Annotated in this window: 17 protein-coding genes; 8 read left to right on the forward strand and 9 right to left on the reverse strand. The window is 39.4% G+C overall.

Going from position 1 to position 19,488, the window contains the following annotated elements; genetic code table 11:
* Positions 1-96 precede the first annotated feature (96 nt).
* The gene (locus L8106_RS04090; protein WP_009782934.1) at positions 97-573 is read left to right on the forward strand and encodes a TspO/MBR family protein; all 477 of its coding nucleotides are present in this window, start codon (positions 97-99) and stop codon (positions 571-573) included.
* Here the strand turns inward: L8106_RS04090 and L8106_RS04095 are convergent.
* The 6 genes from L8106_RS04095 to L8106_RS04115 all read right to left on the reverse strand — a co-directional run bounded on the left by L8106_RS04095 (position 549) and on the right by L8106_RS04115 (position 8,727).
* Entirely contained in the window at positions 549-821 is a 273-nt protein-coding gene (locus tag L8106_RS04095; protein WP_009782935.1) for a hypothetical protein, read from the reverse strand. The genes L8106_RS04090 and L8106_RS04095 overlap by 25 nt on opposite strands.
* A gap of 119 nt (positions 822-940) precedes the next feature.
* The gene (locus L8106_RS31255; RefSeq protein WP_009782936.1) at positions 941-1,096 is read right to left on the reverse strand and encodes a PEP-CTERM sorting domain-containing protein; all 156 of its coding nucleotides are present in this window, start codon (positions 1,094-1,096) and stop codon (positions 941-943) included.
* Between the two features lie 167 nt (positions 1,097-1,263).
* The gene (locus L8106_RS04100; RefSeq protein ID WP_009782937.1) at positions 1,264-2,652 is read right to left on the reverse strand and encodes an aminopeptidase P family protein; all 1,389 of its coding nucleotides are present in this window, start codon (positions 2,650-2,652) and stop codon (positions 1,264-1,266) included.
* Between the two features lie 76 nt (positions 2,653-2,728).
* A complete protein-coding gene (gene mgsA, locus L8106_RS04105; RefSeq protein WP_009782938.1) occupies positions 2,729-4,042 on the reverse strand; it encodes a methylglyoxal synthase in 1,314 nt (437 codons plus the stop codon).
* 471 nt (positions 4,043-4,513) lie between these two features.
* Entirely contained in the window at positions 4,514-4,996 is a 483-nt protein-coding gene (locus tag L8106_RS04110; protein ID WP_009782939.1) for a DUF1269 domain-containing protein, read from the reverse strand.
* 101 nt (positions 4,997-5,097) lie between these two features.
* Positions 5,098-8,727, reverse strand: a complete 3,630-nt coding sequence (locus L8106_RS04115; RefSeq protein WP_009782940.1) for a peptidase — start codon at positions 8,725-8,727, stop codon at positions 5,098-5,100.
* 220 nt (positions 8,728-8,947) lie between these two features.
* Here L8106_RS04115 and L8106_RS04120 point away from each other — a divergent pair, with 220 nt between their 5' ends.
* Positions 8,948-9,649 carry a rhomboid family intramembrane serine protease gene (locus L8106_RS04120; RefSeq protein WP_009782941.1) on the forward strand — a complete coding sequence of 234 codons (702 nt, stop codon included), beginning with the start codon at positions 8,948-8,950 and terminating at the stop codon, positions 9,647-9,649.
* Between the two features lie 103 nt (positions 9,650-9,752).
* Here the strand turns inward: L8106_RS04120 and L8106_RS04125 are convergent, their stop codons facing one another.
* Positions 9,753-10,226 (reverse strand): hypothetical protein, encoded by a 474-nt coding sequence (locus L8106_RS04125; protein WP_009782942.1) that lies wholly within the window; start codon positions 10,224-10,226, stop codon positions 9,753-9,755.
* Positions 10,227-10,512: 286 nt separating this feature from the next.
* On the opposite strand from L8106_RS04125, the gene L8106_RS04130 reads away from it, so the two are divergent.
* Both L8106_RS04130 and L8106_RS04135 read left to right on the forward strand, forming a co-directional pair.
* Positions 10,513-11,397: a dienelactone hydrolase family protein gene (locus L8106_RS04130; RefSeq protein WP_009782943.1), complete on the forward strand. Its 885-nt coding sequence runs from the start codon at positions 10,513-10,515 to the stop codon at positions 11,395-11,397.
* Positions 11,398-11,532: 135 nt separating this feature from the next.
* Positions 11,533-11,973 carry a DoxX family protein gene (locus L8106_RS04135; protein WP_009782944.1) on the forward strand — a complete coding sequence of 147 codons (441 nt, stop codon included), beginning with the start codon at positions 11,533-11,535 and terminating at the stop codon, positions 11,971-11,973.
* 23 nt (positions 11,974-11,996) lie between these two features.
* Here L8106_RS04135 and L8106_RS33455 read toward each other — a convergent pair whose 3' ends face one another.
* Both L8106_RS33455 and L8106_RS04145 read right to left on the reverse strand, forming a co-directional pair.
* A complete protein-coding gene (locus L8106_RS33455; RefSeq protein WP_083798367.1) occupies positions 11,997-12,413 on the reverse strand; it encodes a phosphodiester glycosidase family protein in 417 nt (138 codons plus the stop codon).
* A 15-nt stretch (positions 12,414-12,428) separates the two neighbouring features.
* Positions 12,429-13,085: a hypothetical protein gene (locus L8106_RS04145; protein ID WP_009782946.1), complete on the reverse strand. Its 657-nt coding sequence runs from the start codon at positions 13,083-13,085 to the stop codon at positions 12,429-12,431.
* A 104-nt stretch (positions 13,086-13,189) separates the two neighbouring features.
* Between L8106_RS04145 and L8106_RS04150 the strand changes: the two genes are divergently transcribed.
* The 4 genes from L8106_RS04150 to L8106_RS04165 all read left to right on the forward strand — a co-directional run bounded on the left by L8106_RS04150 (position 13,190) and on the right by L8106_RS04165 (position 19,485).
* On the forward strand, positions 13,190-14,935 hold the full coding sequence (locus L8106_RS04150; protein ID WP_039895484.1) for a mechanosensitive ion channel family protein: 1,746 nt from the start codon (positions 13,190-13,192) through the stop codon (positions 14,933-14,935).
* Positions 14,936-15,437: 502 nt separating this feature from the next.
* Positions 15,438-18,368, forward strand: a complete 2,931-nt coding sequence (locus tag L8106_RS04155; protein ID WP_009782948.1) for a calcium-translocating P-type ATPase, PMCA-type — start codon at positions 15,438-15,440, stop codon at positions 18,366-18,368.
* Positions 18,361-19,122 carry an SDR family NAD(P)-dependent oxidoreductase gene (locus L8106_RS04160; protein ID WP_009782949.1) on the forward strand — a complete coding sequence of 254 codons (762 nt, stop codon included), beginning with the start codon at positions 18,361-18,363 and terminating at the stop codon, positions 19,120-19,122. Before L8106_RS04155 ends, L8106_RS04160 begins: the two co-directional genes overlap by 8 nt.
* Before the next feature lie 84 nt (positions 19,123-19,206).
* A complete protein-coding gene (locus L8106_RS04165; RefSeq protein ID WP_009782950.1) occupies positions 19,207-19,485 on the forward strand; it encodes a hypothetical protein in 279 nt (92 codons plus the stop codon).
* Positions 19,486-19,488 lie beyond the last annotated feature (3 nt).

Consider the following 19,488-nt stretch of genomic DNA (forward strand, 5'->3'; position numbering starts at 1 on the left):
TCAGTCGGATGAGGGGTTTACTTTCAGTAAAGATAACGACTCCCTGGTTGTATTTTCCCAATTCCGGCTTCACTATTCCGCTAGGAGTCAGTATTAATGATTAAGTCTTGGATGGTGATTGGAGGAGTTGCTTTTCTGGTTGCTTTTGGCGGAAATCTCTTTTTTCAATCTGATGATCAACGATGGTTTCGGCGATTACAACGTCCGAGTTGGTTGGTGTTTGAACGGCTTATTCCTCTGATTTGGACGGTTGTTTTTATTGGGTTGGCTTGGTCTGCGGTGATTGTTTGGGAACAAGATCCGGGAACGTTGCGAACTTGGTTATTGATGGGATTGTATTTGTTAGTTGAGGGGGTGACGATTGCTTATACTCCTGTGATGTGTAAAACCAGAAGTCTACAAGTTGGGACGATTATTGGTGGGACTGGGGCGATTTTGTGTGTGATGTTAGCCATTAGTGTTTTACCGATTTCTCAATGGGCGGCTATTCTTTTACTTCCCTATATTCTTTGGAGTCCTATCGGAACTTATGTGACTTGGAAAATGGCTCATCTTAATCCTGCAGATGCGTAAATCCGTTGAAAAGATTCTTTGATTACGGGCTTTTTAGGGGGAATGGGTTGGGGTTCAAAAAAGTTTAGGGGTATGAATTTAGATGTTCCTTGTAATCTCGCTGAACCTGCAACATATTGATGGGTTTCCAACCACTTTTGATCGGCGAAAGATTGTAAGGTAAAGCTTTGATAAATGATTCCCTGACAGAGTGAACCATCGGGGTTGATTTGTCCGTTGGATTGAAAGCTATAAAATCGATAAGCCACAGACTTCTAATTTGGGGTAGAGGTAGACACTCGTTTCACGAAAATTCAAGGCGTTTTGTCTGAGGGAATCTATCTTTCTAGATGTTACAATATTTTTGAGGATTTGTAAATATTAGGGGTTAACTTTGATATTTTTTCTTTGATTTTACCCCAAAACCTAGTAAACCCAGACTCAGTAAACTTCCTGTAGAAATGGGTTCAGGAATATCTGTGGTAACGGTTACAAAACTCAGTTGATTAATCGCAATTGCTCTTTCGGGTTCAGAACTACTCAATACCAGTTTGACAATATTCGCTATCTCACTACTAACGCCTAAGAAAATCGTTGTAGCCAGAGATAAAAAAGAGACATTAATAGTTTTATTCAGGGTTGATGGTTCTTGATATTTAGCTCGTTTTCAAGATTGAGATTTCGACTCTAACTGATGTTTCTTGAGTGAGGTTAGTATTGACTTTGAACGAGGGCTTCTACTTGACTAACTGAGTTTGGTAAAGCAGCCGTTAATACTTCGGTTCCCGTTTCAGTGATTAAAACATCATCTTCAATACGAATTCCCCGGACATCCGCAAATTGTTCTAACTTCTCCCAATTAACAACATCTTGATATTTTTCCCGGTTTTTTATATCTTGCAAAATCGCCGGAACTTGATAAAATCCCGGTTCAATTGTCACTAACATTCCCGCTTTTAACGGACGATTTAATCGCAGATATCCTAACCCAAACCGTTCACTTCGAGTTCTTCCTTGTTCGTATCCGGCTAAATCTCCTAAATCTTCCATATCATGCACATCTAACCCCAACAAATGACCAATTCCATGGGGGAAAAACAAAGCATGAGCATCTTGTTCAACTAAATCACTCGGTTGACCTTTTAATATTCCGATATCAACCAATCCTTCTGCTATCTTTAAAGCCGCTAATAGGTGAATATCCCGATATTCTATTCCGGGTTTCATCTGATCAATACAAGCATCATGGGCGGCTAAAATAATCTCATAAATTTCCCGTTGAGTTGGGGAAAATTGACCCGAAACAGGCCAAGTTCGAGTCACATCTGCTGCCCATCCCATCGTTGTCTCAGCACCCACATCAGCTAATAGTAAATCTCCCGTTTGTAGAGGGTTAAAATACTGTTCGTTGTGTAGGACTTGACCGTGAACCGTGACAATGCTATTGTAAGAACAAGTTGTATTGTGGGAAAGTATGACCTTTTCCATTTCTGCTCTCACTTGCGCTTCGGTTTTTGCCTGTGTTGTGACTGCCATACCTGCTTTGTGAGCTTCTACCGTAATTTGGGCAGCTTGGCGAAGTTCTGTTAAAGCAGCCTGATCGTGACACGAGCGTAACGTAATAATCGCTTGAATGAGTTCTAAATCAATGCCTGTCGCCGCTTTTGGCAGAGGAATCGAACGTTTAAGCAGTTGAAACTGTTGAGTTTGAGTGATGGGGTTTTGTGCGAGTATTGTCGCCGCATTTTCAACCCGAGACTCTAACTCAGCCAGAGGAAACGCTGCGTCTGCGCCAATGGTTTCAGCTATTGTATCACGGTTGGGCATTTCTCCATGCCAGAGAGCGTAACTCGCGGGCGGATCATCCTTAAACAGTTCGAGTTTACCTCCCTCCAGGCGAATCACTGTATTTTTGAGGGCGAGTCCGGCGAAGTAAAGAAAATGACTACTGGCGCGAAAGGGGTAAATATTGGCGGGAAAATTGCGAGAATAATCACTCCCTGACCACAAAATAGCGGGAAAGTCGATTAATTTTGCTAGGTGTTCTCGTCTCGAACGTAAAGCTTGAGCCAAGTGTTGGCAAGAGGTCGGAAGTTGCATCGTTTTCACAGGAGAGTTTTAGTCTTAAATTGAGTCTTAAATTAATGATAATTCTGGGGGCTAAGTTTTGGCAATTCTACTTTGGTGAATCATTATTTCCAGGAACAAATACGATTAAACCATCAGGAATACATTCAATTTCCACAGGAGTTGTACCAATCATTTCTCCGTCAACCACAACTTTTTGGGGAGGGTTTGCAGTTACTTTTATTCGTGGGGTTCTCAAGTGATAAATATTCGGAAGTTCAGGGCTGGTTTTAATCAAAGCTGCACCGAGCATATTAATCATGGTAGTAACAGCTTGTAATTTCGGATTATTAACGAGTTGTTGAGGATTGGTATTGATTGTTCCAATCGTTACATCCAGGAGATGATCATCAAAAATAACCTCTCCTTTTCCTTGGGCTAATATAGACGTTGGAGGGGCTGCGTTAGCAATCGTAATTGCAGCGGAAGTGAGTTGAAAAACTTCATGATCGATTTCAATTTCGGCTTCAAATATTTCTTGTTCATGGAGTTGTTGCCAACCCGCAATTAAATAAGCCAATGCCCCCCATTTTTCTTTCATTTCTCGACTGGCTTTATCAATCGTTTCAGCTTCATAGCCAATGCCGGCGAGTAAAATCATTGGCTTTTGATTACAATAAGCAGCATCAACAACCCGAGTATTACCATTAATAATCACCTGGCACGCACTTCTAATGGGGGTTAAAGCCAGAGGAATTCCTAAAGCTACTGCAAAAGCATTAGCGGTTCCTCTCGGAATAATACCCAGTGGAATTTTAGTTCCAATTAATGTTCCCGCTACCGCAGAAATTGTACCATCTCCTCCACTCGCAATGATCAGATCAGGATGAGTTTCTATGACTTTAATTGTGAGTTCTTCTGCACTTTCATCTGGTGTCGTTTGATAGACTCGCAAGTGCATATGGGGTTTGAGTAACTGACGAATTAAAGATAAGTCTTGATTAGCATTTCCAGAACCTGCAACGGGATTGAAAATCAGATGGGCGACTCGTGAATGACGCAGTTTTTCAAGAATTGCTTCTGCGGTGGCAATATTAATGGCTAAAGGAACATTATGAATTGCACAAATGCGTTGTAAGACTTGAATATCGGGTTCATGGAGTTGGGGAAAAAGCGGATCAATTAAGAAAATAACTGCTAAGATTTTTCCCTCAGCAACTTGGGCGGCAATTTGTATATCTCCCCCTTGTTGCCCTGAAAGCATTTGTTCAATGGGTAGGTTTGTTCCTTGTTGAATATGTTGTCCAGTTGTTTCGGTAGCAATCAAACGATAGCGGGCAAAAATGGCTTGATATTGTAAGATAAAATCAACGAGTTCGTCTTTTTTGCGATCGTGAGCAATTAGGGCAAGGGTAGCAGTCATATAAATGTGTGTTCGTTTAAGATTTAGGGGGTTAAGAGAGTGATAAATTTATGTTATTTTTTTGATTATATTGACTATTATACCATGAGAAAACAGGAAAGATAAATAGGATAAAAGGCAGAATAAAAAAAATGATGATCTAACTTAAGAGTGAGGGTTTGGTTTGAGGGATTGAGTTAATGATTAGATGGTCATGTAATACCCCAGGAGAAGTATTCCTTTGGAAGAACAGAATCTGTAAAGTTTGAGATCGGTTGATGACGACTTTGAGTAACTAAAATACGGGTATAAATCACAGTACCGATAAAAAGTATGATTCCTTTTTTTTAATAATTTTTGTTAAATCTATAGCGATAACTGTTGATTATTTTTTTTGGCTTTCTACCAAAATCAAGAAAACGGTAACAGTTCATTGGAGATTCATTGAGATTGATGTTACCGTTTTTACCATTTATTCATCAATATCTTGACTTAACTTCCTAACGCCGCTTTGAGTTTTTCTTCATCATCAACAGATAAAGAAGTTCGCATAATTTTACCATTAAAAGGCTTCAATTCTTCGATAACTCGATCCGGAGTAGCTTTGCGAACCAAGACAAAAATAGCAGATGTTCCAGGTGTTAAAGTTGCGCCTAATTCTTTCATAAACTCATCGTTAATTCCCAAATCAGTTGCTTTTCCAGATAAGGCACCTGTAGCGGCTCCGACGGCGGCTCCCAGTAAAGGTGAGAGAAATAGTGTTCCGAATAAAAGTCCCCAAAAGCCCCCACTAACGGCTCCAGCAGCAACTAAGTTTTGAGTTTGTTTGAGTTTAACTTTTCCCTCAGAGTTTTTAACTATAACTGCGGCATCTTCAAGATCAATTAGATGTGCTTTTTGCAGTTTTGCGAGAGTATTGACAACTTCCGATGCTTTGAATTCATCGTCAAAGCTCATTGCTACTAAATCACTCATGATTCTACCTCTTTGTTCTAAAAATACAGTTGAATTCACTTCCGGATTTTATCTTAGTTGTTAACGTTTTGTCAAGTTTGTTACAGACTTGGGTATATTGATTAGCCGATGGCTTTATGAATCTGTTTAGATTGTTTAATTTTGGGAACCGCAATAGAAAAATCGGTGGGTGCAATCGGTTGAAGACTTGAATCATTTCCCCCAACTTGGTTAGTCCGAATGAGCCACACTGAAGCGCCTAACTGTAGAAAAATCATCGCCACTTGATCGCAAGTCCAACGGGGAAGTAAAGTTCGCCAACTTGCGATTACTTTTAAGAGAGTTTCTCCAGGAGTTTCTAGAGGAAAACTTCCTAATGTAGACATATTATACCGCCAATCGGGTCGAAGTTTTTTGATCGGTGTGAGATATCGCTGTAAATTTTTAACCAAATCAACTAATAAGATAAACCGTTGAGTTTGTTCATGCTGGGGATGTTCTTTCAACCATTTCATAATCAGGGGATTTAACTCTATCTCCGCCATCATCCGCGATAAAGCAGTATAAAACGCTTGACTTGAATCTTGTACACAAGAGTTGATCGCACTTACAAATGTGGTTCCGGTGCCGTCGCCAATTCGATATCGTGCTGCCATAATTTCAAGTTCATTCATCACATAATTGAGGGGATAAAAGGTTAATCCATCAAAATCATAGTCTTCGGTTAGAGGACTAAATTTAACTAAAATATCGCAAGTCGGACGATATCCTAAACATCCCCACTGACGCGCCCCCATATATCTTGTCCAGTCTAATGTTCCCGAGGTAATTCCACCGCTATTATGGGTATAAATTTGGCGATATTCAATATCAAATCTCAATTCACCACTGAGGGGATCACGAATGACTTTGGCAAATCCAAAAGCAAAATGACCGAAATAAATTCCGAAGGGTGAAAACTCGGGATTTTTGCCCCCTATACCGCCAAAAACGTGCATCAGTAACGCCCGTTCTCCTTCTTGCCAATCTGGTGATTTTTTGTTAATATTATTGTCATTTTCTGGATTAAGAAACGTGGTATAAGCGTGACCTTTATTTTCAACAGTATTATCCCAAGCATGAAAGTTTATAAAGTTGAGTGTTGCTTTTTTCCCTTTGATAACACGATCCGGCTTGAGAGAAAATAGTGAACGGGGTGCAATGGCTTCAACAACAAACATTCCTTGTGAATTTTTTGCTCCATAAATGTACCAACCTGATGAGTTGAGGGGAGATTTTTCAAGTTCGTAATTGCTGGAGGGAAAAACACCATTTCTATTCGCGATCACGGTAGGAATATAAACGATTTCTTCTAAGCTATCAAACTGTTTAGATTGACGGTTGTAATGACGAACTGTAAATAAATCACCCCCTTTAAACTGCACAATTTTAACCAATCCATAAAACCGCCCAATAATTTGAATGGGGTCGCGATTAATATAAACGCTAGGACGTTCCGATCCTTTATCTTCCACCCTCACCGGATCGGGTAATTTCACAATAATATCATCTTGTGGTAAAGCCCCTGCTAAGGACTCTAACGGATCAACTTTTTGCCAACCGTTAATCCGTTCTGGGTGAATATTTCCTTGACGTTGACTGAGATCAGCTTGATCGATAAAATTAACATCTTGAGTGACTAATTTAACGTAAGTTTGTACCCGAGTTTCCTGATTCCAACGTAAATTAACAATCTGACCGATACGATGTTTATTTGCGTGGTCAGCCTGATAAATTTCTAACCAAACCCCTTTTACCTTTTGACGTTCTTCTACAGGCGGTAAAATTAAACGTCCGATCCAAGTGCCAACAGGTTGATAATATTCTGGGTTAATAGATTGGTGGAGAGGATAATAACTGGGTTGATTAAATAGAGCCTTTTTATAGCGTTCATAGTTGCTAATTCTTTTAAGTTTTTCCGGATCTAACCCCGTTTTTTCCCAATCTTTTAGTAAAATTCCGGTAATAATATCGACAGTTTGCTGAAGATGAGTCCGACCATCCGGTAAAAAAGTCTCTGCTGCCATCGGCCCCTGAAAACCGTTATGACCCACAGGGCCGAGAGAAATTAGGGAAATTTTACCTCGACGTTTGGCACAATTCCAATTAGAAAGAAACCATAGCGGCCAACGTCCAGGAAACATAATTGGCCCCAACTGTTCGACGTTATCTTTGTCGCCAACCAGGTGATAAAGTTGTTCAACTTGCATCGCCCCTGTATTTCCACTCATGACTCCTGAGAGGGAAATTACTTCTATTGGTGCATTGAGAGTTTGTTTTAAATATGAAACTGCCCCCATCGACATCTGACCCCCACCACTGTAGCCAATTAACGTCACCGGAGTTTGACTGCCGAGAGGATAACCAAAACTCACCAAACTATTAAATAAAACCTGTGCTAAACCTTGATTTTGAATCGGGCCGTAACGAGGATCTGCGGAAACCGCAACGGCGACAACATTACGAATATTGATAATCAAACCAATAGGATTAGCGGGATTTTTTGAGGATATTGACTCAATAATTCGCCATAAAAAACCCACTTGACGGTCTTCACTGAGGGATCGATTAGTAACAGAATAGGGCATAATTCCCTGAACAATTAAAACATTTTGAGGAAGAACGCTGGCTAATTCATTCAGTAACTGTTGAACGCTCGGAAGATATTCATAGGAACCCTGGTTAATTCCATCTAGATACATAATGTAGCGATCAATTTGAGTCGAGGAGGAAATCGTCTCAACGGGGCTTCCTAAGTATTTTAAAGGTTCTGCTCCATACCATCCTGCCCACCATCCTAATGCTTCTAAAGGGGTTAATAGAATGGAAATCAATAGAGCAACTAAACTAATACCAATCAGGTTGAAAATAAGTTTGACAGTAACACCTAATGTTCGATACCAGGTGAAAATATTAGTTTGAGAGTTTGTTGAGAAAAAGACGACGACTGCAAACGCAACAAATGCAATTAAAATCAGTTGCCATCTCAATAATTTTCGCTGTGAACGTCCACTTTTGACGGTGGTACTCGCTTCGATTAAAACTTCATTACTGACATCTGTGAGCGTTGTTGGGTTTCCGGCTAAAACGATTTTTTCGAGTCCTTGACGATCTGTAACCAGTTGTGTTCCGGCGACTTTATTTTGTATCCATCGTCCTAAAGTAACAATGGGACGACCAACGGTTCGTTGAAGGCTTTGAAACACTACCCAACCTAATCCCGCACAGACAAAAGCTTCCCAGGTTCCTAAGTTAATTAGGGTTTGTAATCCAACAATTTCCGCTAATAAACTCCAGAGTGAAAGTAAAATAAAAATGGGTATACCAAAGTAGGGTAATCCGGTTAAAAAGCTAAATAATAACGGAGCGTAGCTCAGTCCCAAGGTTCGTAAAACAGCAATTAGTTCTAATTCAGTCAGTTGAGTTCCAGATAAAAAGTGACTCCCAAACCATACACTAATCGCCCAAAAAATGTAGGCAAAAACAAATAAGATGGCGGCGATACCCAGACTGAAGAAAAAACGTATCGGTTTGACTCGGTTAATAAACAAAACAACACATTGACCAATCGCTTGGGATAATCCCGCAATAATGACGATCGTGAGTGCGACGGTTTTTCCTCCAGAGATAGTGCTAATTTGGGTGTAGACTTCGGGATTGAGGGTGAGCGCTCCCCAAACTAAAGACCAAAATTGATCAAAGGCTGTTTCCATTGTTGTGAGTCAGTCAGCGATGCGGGCAGTTGAGAATATGAAATTACTCTCGTCAATATTTTAATCGATTCTGAACCTCAAAACGAATAAAATTTTGTGAAGATTAGGCAGTAAATTATTCTTGATAGATTATTTATGAATTGATTTTGGCAAAGTGGCAGTTGTCAGCAATATGATAAATAAGCTAATGTAAGCACAAATTTTCAGAGTGAGGTGTTCCTTGGTTCCTATACATGACGAAAATCCAGTTAGCATTACGCCTTGGATAACGAGGGCGTTAATTTTAGCCAATATTATCTTCTTTATTGTTGAGTTAGGGTTAGATCCAGAACAACTTGAAGATTTTTTCTATACTTGGGCGTTTGTCCCGTGTCAACTCACAAATTCTTGTCCGGTTGCGCTGCCGGCTTCTCCTTTTCCTGAATGGATTACTTTGATTACGTCTCAATTTCTGCACGGGGGTTTTGGACATATTATCGGGAATATGCTCTATCTTGCTATTTTTGGGAACAATGTTGAAGATTGTTTAGGTCATTTTAAGTTTCTGATTTTTTACATTGTTTGTGGGATATTGGCTGCACTAACGCAAGGCTTTTTTGCACCCGCTTCAGCAATACCAACATTGGGAGCAAGTGGGGCAATTGCGGGGGTTTTAGGAGCCTATATTATTCGTTTTCCTCGGGCTAAAATTACGCTTTTGCCCTTTTTATTGATTCCGATTCCCATTCGTTTATCTGCAATTTTCTTTCTCGGATTTTGGTTTGTAACGCAGTTGATGAATGGGGTAGCAAGCCTAAATGTGGATGCCGTGATGGGTTCTGAACCGGGAGGAGTTGCATACTGGGCGCACGCAGGTGGATTTGTGTTTGGAGTAATTTTAGGCCCGATATTGGGGTTATTTTCTGGACCAAAACCACGTTAGATTTGGGGAAACGGTGTTCAGATTAAGGAGAATAGACCCGCTTTTCTGTATCTCTAGCGGGTCAGAAATAATAGACTGAGAACTCCTATTTGACTTAACAATTTTATTGACAACCTTCAACTTGAATTGTATAACTATGTCCAATTGCATTCTTCCCACCAACATTTAAGTTAACTTGAAAGGGAAGATCACCAGGACGAGGGCGACCTGTCATTTGTTGAGATTCATTCGGTTCCAATCTCACCGTTTCATCAAAGACTCTATCGGCTGTTCCATCACTATATTTAAGGAACATTTGAATTTTAAATGGAGCAGGGTCTTCAGAAGCGGATTGAATTGTGCCAATAAAGTATCGATAACTCGCATTACCTGAAATCGCAAAGTCAGTATCCCAATTTCCCCGAAAACCTACAGGAACAAACGGAAGAATACCTGCATTGGGGGGAGAGACTCGTTTTGTAACCGATGTTCCTTCTCCTTTAACAACTGCTAAAGGTGTACAATTTTGAGCGTTAACAGGTAAACTGAAACTGAATATTAAGGCTAAAGTTCCCCAGAGGATACGAGGTTTAATCATAACAGTTCTCCTAAGCGTTGGTCTAGATTGATTATATCATTTGAAATCGGTTGAGTCTCAAATTTTGGTTTATTTTAAGTTTAGTTATACCGAATTTTCAATGTTTTTTAACATAAATATTTTTCTTGAAATGTTGCAATTTTTACCAATATTATTTTTTGAGTGAATCAATATTTTTATTTAAATAATTTTCCCTGGTGCAGAGAATGAATTGAATTGATGTTCCGTGAAAAAATGGATGAGATGCGCTAAACTCTGAACAGTAAAACTCTGACAACAAAAAATTATGCGTCGCTTCTTAGGACTTGCTCTTTTGACTTTATTCGGGATAATTTTATGGGTAAATCAATACTCAGGTAACGCCAGTGAGAATCAAACCCCAGATCCAGTTATCCAGATGTGGAGATCTCATCAGCAAGATCTTCCGATTTCTTCTCCCCTGCTTGCGGTTGAACCGAGTCAACCTGTTGAGGCGAATTCAGTCACCTATGGAAGTTTAAATAATCAAGATTTAGTGGGATATCTTGCTCGTCCAACACAAGCTCAGGAGTCTTTACCGGGTTTAATTGTGATCCATGAATGGTGGGGATTAAATGATAATATTAAAATGATGACTGAACGACTCGCCGGAGAAGGTTATGTAGCTTTAGCAGTTGATTTTTATAAAGGAAAAGTTGGGGATACTCCCGAACAAGCCAGAGAATTAGTGACCGTAGCTAGAAATAATGAACAACAGTTGAAAAATAATATTCGTCAAGCTTATCAATATTTAGAACAGGAACAAAACGTGCCAAAAATTGGGAGTATAGGTTGGTGTTTTGGGGGAAGTTGGTCACTCAATACCGCATTGCTTTTTCCTCAAGAACTAGATGCTACCGTCATTTATTATGGAGGTGGAATTGAAACTAATCCGAATCAACTTAAAGTTTTAGAAATGCCCATTTTAGGAATTTTTGGAGAACTCGATGATAATCCTTCTGTAGAAACAGTTCGTCAGTTTGAAACCGCGTTAAAAAATTTAGGAAAGTCACCCGAAATCTACATCTATGAAAATGCAGATCATGCTTTTGCAAATCCTTCGGGTACTCGTTACAATGCCCAAGCGGCTGAAGATGCTTGGAAAAAGACAATTACCTTTCTAAATCAACATTTAAAATCGGTTGCAAATTGATCACTCAAAAGACTAAAACTATCTAGATAATGTCATTATGAGTGAGTGTGAAGAACTAAAAAACTGATATTTTGAACCCATCTCGGGAAAGCAAGTCAATAGTTATAGAAGACAACATCTACTCCTAGTGAAACCATGAAATTTAACGATACTCCGATCTTACTTCGTCGTCAGGATATCATCTTAGCTTACACCCTGTTACGTCTGGTATTTGGGATTAACTTTATGGTACATGGGTTAGTCAGAATTGGTAATATTCCCGGCTTTGTCGCCTCCCAAGTGGCTTTGTATGAAGGATTACCTGTCCCTGATTTGATGATTTCAATTCCTGCTTTTTTTATTCCCATCGTTGAATTAATTGCGGGTGTTTTAATGATTATTGGCTTTCAGACTCGTAATGCAATTATTGCCAGTTTTGTGTTGATGCTTCCTTTGATGTTTGGAGTTTGCTTGCTTCAGAAATGGGATACAGCCTCCTCACAATTAATTTATTGTGTTGTGTTGTTTATCTTGTTAGCAGGTAATACTTTTAACCCTATTTCTGTTGATACTTGGCTCAGAAATCGTAAGAATTAAAAATCCAAAATACAGAAAAATTATTAAGGGAGAAGCCGAGCCAAATCTCCCTTTTTTCTGCCGGATAAAACTCCAATTGCTTGCGGAATAGTTCGAGGTGTGGCATCACTGGAAGAAACCAACTCTCTTCCGCTGACAATTAATTGAGTTGAACCGCCCCCATCAAGCATCATCACTTTTTTTGCTCCAAAATCTTTTAATAATTGTGCAGCATCACCTTGAGTTTTTCCCGGAGAAGTCAAAATAAAAATCAGATGAAAGTCTGCAACTCCCATAAAAGTTATCGGTCTTTCTTGAAACGGATCTTTAGAATACCATTCTCGGGATATTGTTCCCCCAGATTCCTGAATTCCAACAATAGTATTTGCAAATGGAAATAAATCTTTTTTAAAGTTACTATCTTCTGAAAAAGGAAGAATATAAGTCTTATTTTTTGATATTCCTAAAACGACTTTTTATTCTGGAAACTCACTTTTTCCGGCATAACCTGTCGTGATTAATTTTCCATTGACTTGAACGGGAAAAGCTAGCTGACCAACGGTCACAGCAGCGGACAGACCCCGCTCCGTCTCACGGAGCCAGGGAATGCTGTCCAAGACAGGCTCCGTCGTTGTACGGTGAACCAGTGCGGTCTTGCGGTCAGACCCCGGCGAGGTTTCCTCGCTTAGGGAACGCTGACCAAGAGAGGCGGTTTCCCCAAGTGGAGCAACTGGTGAACCCGAAGGGCGGAGTAATCTGTGACTTGGATTTTTTAGGTTAAAAAATTGACCATTACAAACCGAAAATGCTCTTTCATGGTAAGTTTGAGAGAGTTCTAACCAAAATTGTTGGAGTGTTTGAAGTTTAAATAGAGGACTTTGACCCCCGTAAGCCGCAGATTCCCCTTCACCAACCTGTTCACCTAAATGGAATTCAACAGATGCACCTTGATTCAAATCAATCACTTGCACAACATCACCTCTAGGATTACGATAAAGCTGAATTCCAGTTCTCATTTGAATTAAACTAAACTCAACCGGAATGTTAATTCTAACTTGGGGGTGAGACGGTTCTAGCAGCAAGATGGATAATAACAATGCAAAACACAGACCCCAAAAACTTCGCATAATCATCTGAAATTCTTCTGAGAAGACTTTTAATTAGTTTAGAATTTATCTCAATGAAAAGTTTTTAAAATTCATTGATTGTGTTGATAAAACAGATTACTCAAAATAAAATGCAATTCTTTTTTAGAGTTCGGTTAGGAATCTTGAGCCTTCTAACCCTAATCTTTTGTGTCAGTTTAACTTCAGTTGCTCAAGGACAGATACCCTTTTTATTTGATCTCCATCAAATTCCAGGTGCTAATCGAATTGATCACTCTCCTCAAAAGTTAGGTAATTTAGCTGTTGCACCTGTACACATGGATGGATATGTGCTATTTAATTTAGCTTCACCCATTCGCTATAGCGAAGATTTAGACCCAACTCAAAGCATTCCTCCGGCTCAAATTCGAGCGAGACAAGTAGAGCGCATCTTGCAAAGAGTGATTAAAGTTGCAGATCCTGAGACTGTTGAGATGAAAGTTGGTACACTCAATAATCAAAATGTCATTTTTCTTTCTGATAAAAATTATCCGAATTTTCAGCAACCGATTGTGACGGTTACAGCTTATGAAACTCAACTTTATGGTAGTCCTGCTGAAAGGTTAGCAGAACAAGGATCACAAAGAATTTATTCTGGTCTCAGACAAGCGTGGCAAGAGCGAAAACCCGAATATTTATGGCAACAAGCGATAAAAGCTGTTACCATTTTTTTAGGGATAATAGTAGCAAGTGCCGTTTTAGTCGCCATTCAAATTAGCTTTAATATCCGCTGGCGATCGCTCAAGAAACAACAAGCAGAGAGCCAAGAATTAAGTAAACTTGAAGGAACTATAACCAGTGAAGATGTTTATAATGAAGAATATCAACAGCAAATTTTAGAAAGACAACAGAAAACGATTCAATTTCGACGACGGCGAGATTGGATTTTTCTCTGGCGACGTTTAGTAATAATTGGGCTTTTTATCGTTTGGTTTTGGGGTTCAATGAGTATTTTAAAACTGTTTCCCCACTCCAGAGCATTAGGGATTTGGCTAGAGGGTAAACCGACTGTTTTGATAGGAGTTTGGCTATTCACAGCCGTGCTGAAAAAAATCAGTGATATTGTCATTAATCGCAGCTTAAAAGCCTGGGCTGAGGATCGCACTTTTCAAGGAAAAACAACTCCTAGATTGCAGCTAAGAGTAGCAACCTATACTACTGCTTTACAAGGAGTTACAACAATTATTTCAATAGTTTTGGGCTTATGGTTAACGCTTTTGGTGTTAGAAATTCCTGAATCAACAGTATTGGCTGGAGCCGGAATTGTCGGACTTGCTTTATCTTTTGGCTCTCAAGAGTTGATTAAGAATGCGTTGTCAGGCTTTTTTATTTTATCTATTGATCCTTATGCGGTTGGAGATGTCATTAATATCGGAAATGTCGGTGGATTTGTAGAAAAGGTAAATCTCTTTTATACACAAGTTCGGAGTGCAGATGGAGAATTAATTACAATTCCTCATAGTACAATTCAAACGATTCGTAATTCAACCAAAGAATGGTCGCGTTTGAATTTAAAAGTTAAAGTGAACTATGCTACTGATGTTGATCAGGCGATGGAGATTATTAAAGAAGTTGCATTGGACTTGTACTTTGATTCTGAATGGAGTGATAGAATTATTGAACAACCTCCCGAGTTAATTGGGGTTGAAGATTTGAGTCACGATGGAATTTTAATTCAGACTTGGATTAAAACGAAACCGATAGAACAGTGGAATGTTGGCCGAGAATTTCGTCGTCGTTTGAAGCGAAGATTTGATCAAGTCGGAATTTTAATTGGTGTTCCTCGCTTGGAACTACAACCTAACTCTAATGGGAAAGAAATTAGCCCTAAAGCATAATTTAAGGTTTATTTATGATCATTTGGATACATTTTATTTGACTTAAAAAATCAACAATTTAAAGAGTGAGTCTATGGTGTTCAAGTGAGTTAAAATCTAAAAAATCTAAAAAATTTACCTCTCTCAAAAATATCAAAGATTCAAATGTTATGATTGAGTTTAAATAAAAATCTAGAGTCAGTAAACCTGTTATAATAGCGCATCTCATCCTTTAAGTTAACTCATGGTAGATATCAGGAATTTATACCTATGACTTTAGAAGAAAAAAGTTCACTTTGTTACAATTTTTCGGCAATTCTGCTAGGCTGAAGAAATATGCTCGTATACCGCGCTTGACTTCCTGACAACGAACTGAGCCTTCAGCTTGTGTATCAAAAAACTCCCCCCATCTGAGTTTAGTCGTTTTGTTGGTAGAGAACCAAAAGTATATTCTCTATTTTCCGAAGCGGTATTCAGCTTGTTTCACACGCACAGACACCGACCTACTCATACAGCACCTGACATGAACCACCTCAAAGGACTAACATCCGTAGAAGTTGAGGCGAGTCGCCAAGCTCACGGCTCCAATATTCTCACACCGCCTGAACGTGATCCGATTTGGAAACAGTTTTTAGAAAAATTTGATGATCCGATCATTAGAATTTTAATTACTGCTGCAATGATCGCCATTGTAGTCGGTATTTTTGAAGGGAATGCTCTAGAAGGATTCGGTATTATTGTCGCCATTTTACTGGCAACAACCGTTGCTTTTCTCAACGAATATAAAGCCAATCAAGAATTTAATATCCTCAATCAAATGAATGACGAAGTTCCGATTAAAGTCATTCGAGATGATAGCTTTACAACCGTCCCCAAAAAAGATATTGTGATCGGAGATATTGTTTTAGTTGAATTAGGTGAAGAAATTCCTGCTGACGCTCGAATTTTAGATGCTGTTTCTCTGAAGGTTAATGAAGCGAACTTAACGGGAGAATCGGCTTCTGTCAATAAAGTAACCGTGGCAACCTTCGATGATTGGCATGAAGATTTAGCTTATCCTCCTGATCAAGTTTTTCGAGGAACCTATGTCACCGATGGACATGGAGTTCTTGAAGTTATTGCAGTTGGAGATCACACCGAAATTGGTAAAACAGCACGTTCTGTAGCGACACAAAATGAGGTAGAAACGCCGTTAAATTTACAACTAGATCGTCTCAGCCGCTTAATTGGTGTCTTAGGATTAGCGATCGCCATTTTAATTGATATTGCTCTGATTGTACGGGGAATAATCACAAATGAACTCAATCTCACATTCTCCCAATGGTATATCATTACTTCTTTGTTTGTGAGTCTAACGATTGTTCTTGTTCCCGTTTGGATGCCAATCGTTTCTGATGGTTTAGAACTGGCAGGAATTGGTCAAAAATCTTCCGAAGACTCTGAAGAAAACAACTGGATCGAGAACTTAAAAACCTTGGGTTTAGGATGTCTTCTGTTCGCCACAACAACCGGAATTGGCTATGGATTAAACTGGATTTCAGGTTCTCCTACACAATGGATACCCACTTCAGTCGCGGCTGAATTTATCACCTATTTTATGATCGCTGTTGCCGTAATTGTGGTTGCAGTTCCAGAAGGATTAGCTCTTAGCGTTACCCTAAGTTTGGGTTATAGCATGGAAAAAATGGCGAAACAAAATAATCTTGTTCGTCGAATGCACGCCTGTGAAACCATTGGAGCAACAACCGTTATTTGCTCAGATAAAACAGGAACATTAACACTCAATCAAATGCGAGTGAGTGATTATGATTTTCCTTGTTTATGGAATAGTTCAGCCAAAGAAAATCCTCTCCTCGTTGAAGCCATTACAGCCAATAGTACCGCTAACCTCGAACGTCATCCCGGAGAAACTTCTCACCCTTTAGGAAACCCAACTGAAGGCGCTTTATTGATGTGGTTAGCAGATTTTTCTGTTGATTATGTCACCTCTCGTGAACAATTTGTTGTCACCCATCAACTTGCATTTACCTCCGAACGCAAGTACATGACAACTTTAGGAATTTCTCCCTCGACAGGTCGTTCGGTTCTTCATATTAAAGGCGCACCGGATATTTTACTCTCCCATTGCAACCAAATTCTAACCCCCGAAGGTGTAATTTCTATTCAACTCCAAGAAAGAAATGAACTCTTAGAGGAATTAAGACTTTATGAGTCGATGGGAAAAAGAACCTTAGCATTTGCCTATATTCCTGAACCCACAATCCAACAACAAGATGTCAAATTAGAAGAACATGAAGACATGATTTGGTTGGGGTTTGTTGCCATTGCTGACCCCGTTAGGCCAGAAGTTCCAGAAGCAGTGCGAGAATGTTTAAAAGCGGGCATTAATGTTAAAATGATCACAGGGGATAGCTTATTAACTGCTCAACAAATTGCCCAACAAATTGGAATTGCCACTCAAAATGATAGTCCTGATGTTTATATTACGGGTTCACAATTGCGTTTGATGGATGATGAAACCGCTCAATCTGTCTTAAAATATGCCAAAGTGATTGCTCGGGTTCGTCCTCAAGATAAACAACGGATTGTACAACTTTTACAAGCAGCAGGAGAAGTAGTTGCCGTCACTGGAGATGGAACGAATGATGCGTCGGCGTTATCACAAGCTCAAGTGGGTTTAGCGATGGGAAGTGGTACGTTTGTCTGTAAAGAAGCAAGTGATATTATTTTACTTGATAATTCTTTTGCTAGTGTCGAACGAGCCGTATTATGGGGGCGTTCACTTTATCAAAATATTCAGAAATTTATTCTGTTTCAACTCACCATTAATGTCGCCGCTTGTGGGATTGCATTGTTAGGGCCGTTTATTGGAATTGATTTACCCCTAACTGTCACTCAATTGCTCTGGGTTAACTTAATTATGGATACTTTTGCAGCCTTAGCATTAGCCACAGAACCCCCGAGTCTAAAGGTGATGGAAATGCCCCCTCGGGATTCACAAGCGTTTATTATTTCTAAACCGATGGCAACCAGTATCTTTAGTGTTGGGCTAATTTTTCTGGTGTTTCTGATTGGATTTTTAGTTTACATTCAGCGAGATCAAATTATTACTCCCTATGAATTGTCACTATTTTTTACAACCTTTGTAATGTTGCAATTCTGGAATTTATTTAATGCGAGATGTTTTGGTTTGAAGCAGTCAGCTTTTAGCAATCTCTTTTCAAATTGGAGTTTTGTCGGCATTGCAGTTGTGATTTTAATCGGTCAAATTTTGATGGTTCAGTTTGGCGGACAAGTCTTTAGAACCGTTCCACTCTGTTTAACCGACTGGCTCATCATTATTGGCGGCACTTCAATTGTTCTCTGGATAGGTGAGATTCGTCGATTTTTTGCTCGTCGATTAACAGTAAGTCAAAGTGAATTTATTGGAGGAATGAATCTTAACCATGATTGATTTAACCGGAAAAGTTATTTTGGTAACAGGAGGAAGTCAGGGCATTGGGGCAGCAACAGTAAAAATCTTAAACCAAGCCGGAGCAAATGTCATTCTCCACTACGGAAATAGTCAAGAAAAAGCTGAAGAAATTTTACAAGATTTAGGAAAGGAATCTTGTTATTTAGTGCAAGCAAATTTAGTAGAAACAAATGCAGCAATTGACTTATGGAAACAGGCGATTTCATGGAAAGGAAAAATAGATGTCGTTGTTAATAATGCCGGAGTAATTGTTCCCGCTAGTATTAATGATGAATTAGAAACTTGGAACCAAACTTGGCAACAAACACTGCAAGTCAATGTCATTGCGGTGGCTGATTTGTGTCGAGAAGCCATTCCTCATTTTCAGCAACAAAATGGTGGAATCATCATTAATATTGCTAGTCGTGCAGCCTTTCGGGGCGATACACCCGACTATATTCATTATGCTGCTTCTAAAGGAGGAGTTATTTCTCTCACCCGAAGTATAGCTAGAGGATTCGCTCAAGATAATATTTTAGCCTATGCAATCGCTCCTGGTTTTGTTCGCACTGAACGAATTATTGACACTGCAATTCAAGCCTACGGAGAAGCAAACCTCACCCAAGATATTCCAATGGGTGAAATGGCATCACCCGAAGATGTTGGCTATGTTGTGGCGTTTTTGGCGTCAGGTTTATCTCCCCATACGACTGGAACTACAATTGATATTAACGGCGCTTCCTACGTTCGTTAATTTGTCTTAAAAGCTTGTCATTTAGAGCTAATCATTTATAATGTTGGCTTGATTAATCTTTATGGGGAGTCACATCCACTCAAAATGTCTAATCTCAGCAAAATTTACTGTTTTCGGGCAAGTTACGAAGCCTCAATTGACTTAGATATTAATAACTTACCCGATTGGTTATCTGTCGCAATTAATTGGCAAGGATATCGGATTTCAACCCTCCCTTGGATTGCTAATGTTGCCCGTTTGCTTGGAAATCTCAATATTGAAGATCATCCCACCAGTTGGAAATTCTATCTGGAAAGTTTAGGGTTTAGAAATGTGACTCCTATTTCCTGTGAAGATTTATATGAGGATACGTTGTACTGTTAATGG

It is taken from the genome of Lyngbya sp. PCC 8106, from assembly GCF_000169095.1.
In the GTDB taxonomy this organism is placed as follows: domain Bacteria; phylum Cyanobacteriota; class Cyanobacteriia; order Cyanobacteriales; family Microcoleaceae; genus Capilliphycus.

Excerpts from the sequence above, each read along its gene's own strand:
- L8106_RS04145 (WP_009782946.1), bottom strand. The coding sequence starts at position 13,085 with ATGATTATGCGAAGTTTTTGGGGTCTGTGTTTTGCATTGTTATTATCC.
- L8106_RS04130 (WP_009782943.1), top strand. The coding sequence starts at position 10,513 with ATGCGTCGCTTCTTAGGACTTGCTCTTTTGACTTTATTCGGGATAATT.
- L8106_RS04110 (WP_009782939.1), bottom strand. The coding sequence starts at position 4,996 with ATGAGTGATTTAGTAGCAATGAGCTTTGACGATGAATTCAAAGCATCG.
- L8106_RS04135 (WP_009782944.1), top strand. The coding sequence starts at position 11,533 with ATGAAATTTAACGATACTCCGATCTTACTTCGTCGTCAGGATATCATC.
- L8106_RS04125 (WP_009782942.1), bottom strand. The coding sequence starts at position 10,226 with ATGATTAAACCTCGTATCCTCTGGGGAACTTTAGCCTTAATATTCAGT.
- L8106_RS04090 (WP_009782934.1), top strand. The coding sequence starts at position 97 with ATGATTAAGTCTTGGATGGTGATTGGAGGAGTTGCTTTTCTGGTTGCT.
- L8106_RS04100 (WP_009782937.1), bottom strand. The coding sequence starts at position 2,652 with ATGCAACTTCCGACCTCTTGCCAACACTTGGCTCAAGCTTTACGTTCG.
- L8106_RS04160 (WP_009782949.1), top strand. The coding sequence starts at position 18,361 with ATGATTGATTTAACCGGAAAAGTTATTTTGGTAACAGGAGGAAGTCAG.
- L8106_RS04155 (WP_009782948.1), top strand. The coding sequence starts at position 15,438 with ATGAACCACCTCAAAGGACTAACATCCGTAGAAGTTGAGGCGAGTCGC.
- mgsA (WP_009782938.1), bottom strand. The coding sequence starts at position 4,042 with ATGACTGCTACCCTTGCCCTAATTGCTCACGATCGCAAAAAAGACGAA.
- L8106_RS04150 (WP_039895484.1), top strand. The coding sequence starts at position 13,190 with ATGCAATTCTTTTTTAGAGTTCGGTTAGGAATCTTGAGCCTTCTAACC.
- L8106_RS04165 (WP_009782950.1), top strand. The coding sequence starts at position 19,207 with ATGTCTAATCTCAGCAAAATTTACTGTTTTCGGGCAAGTTACGAAGCC.
- L8106_RS04115 (WP_009782940.1), bottom strand. The coding sequence starts at position 8,727 with ATGGAAACAGCCTTTGATCAATTTTGGTCTTTAGTTTGGGGAGCGCTC.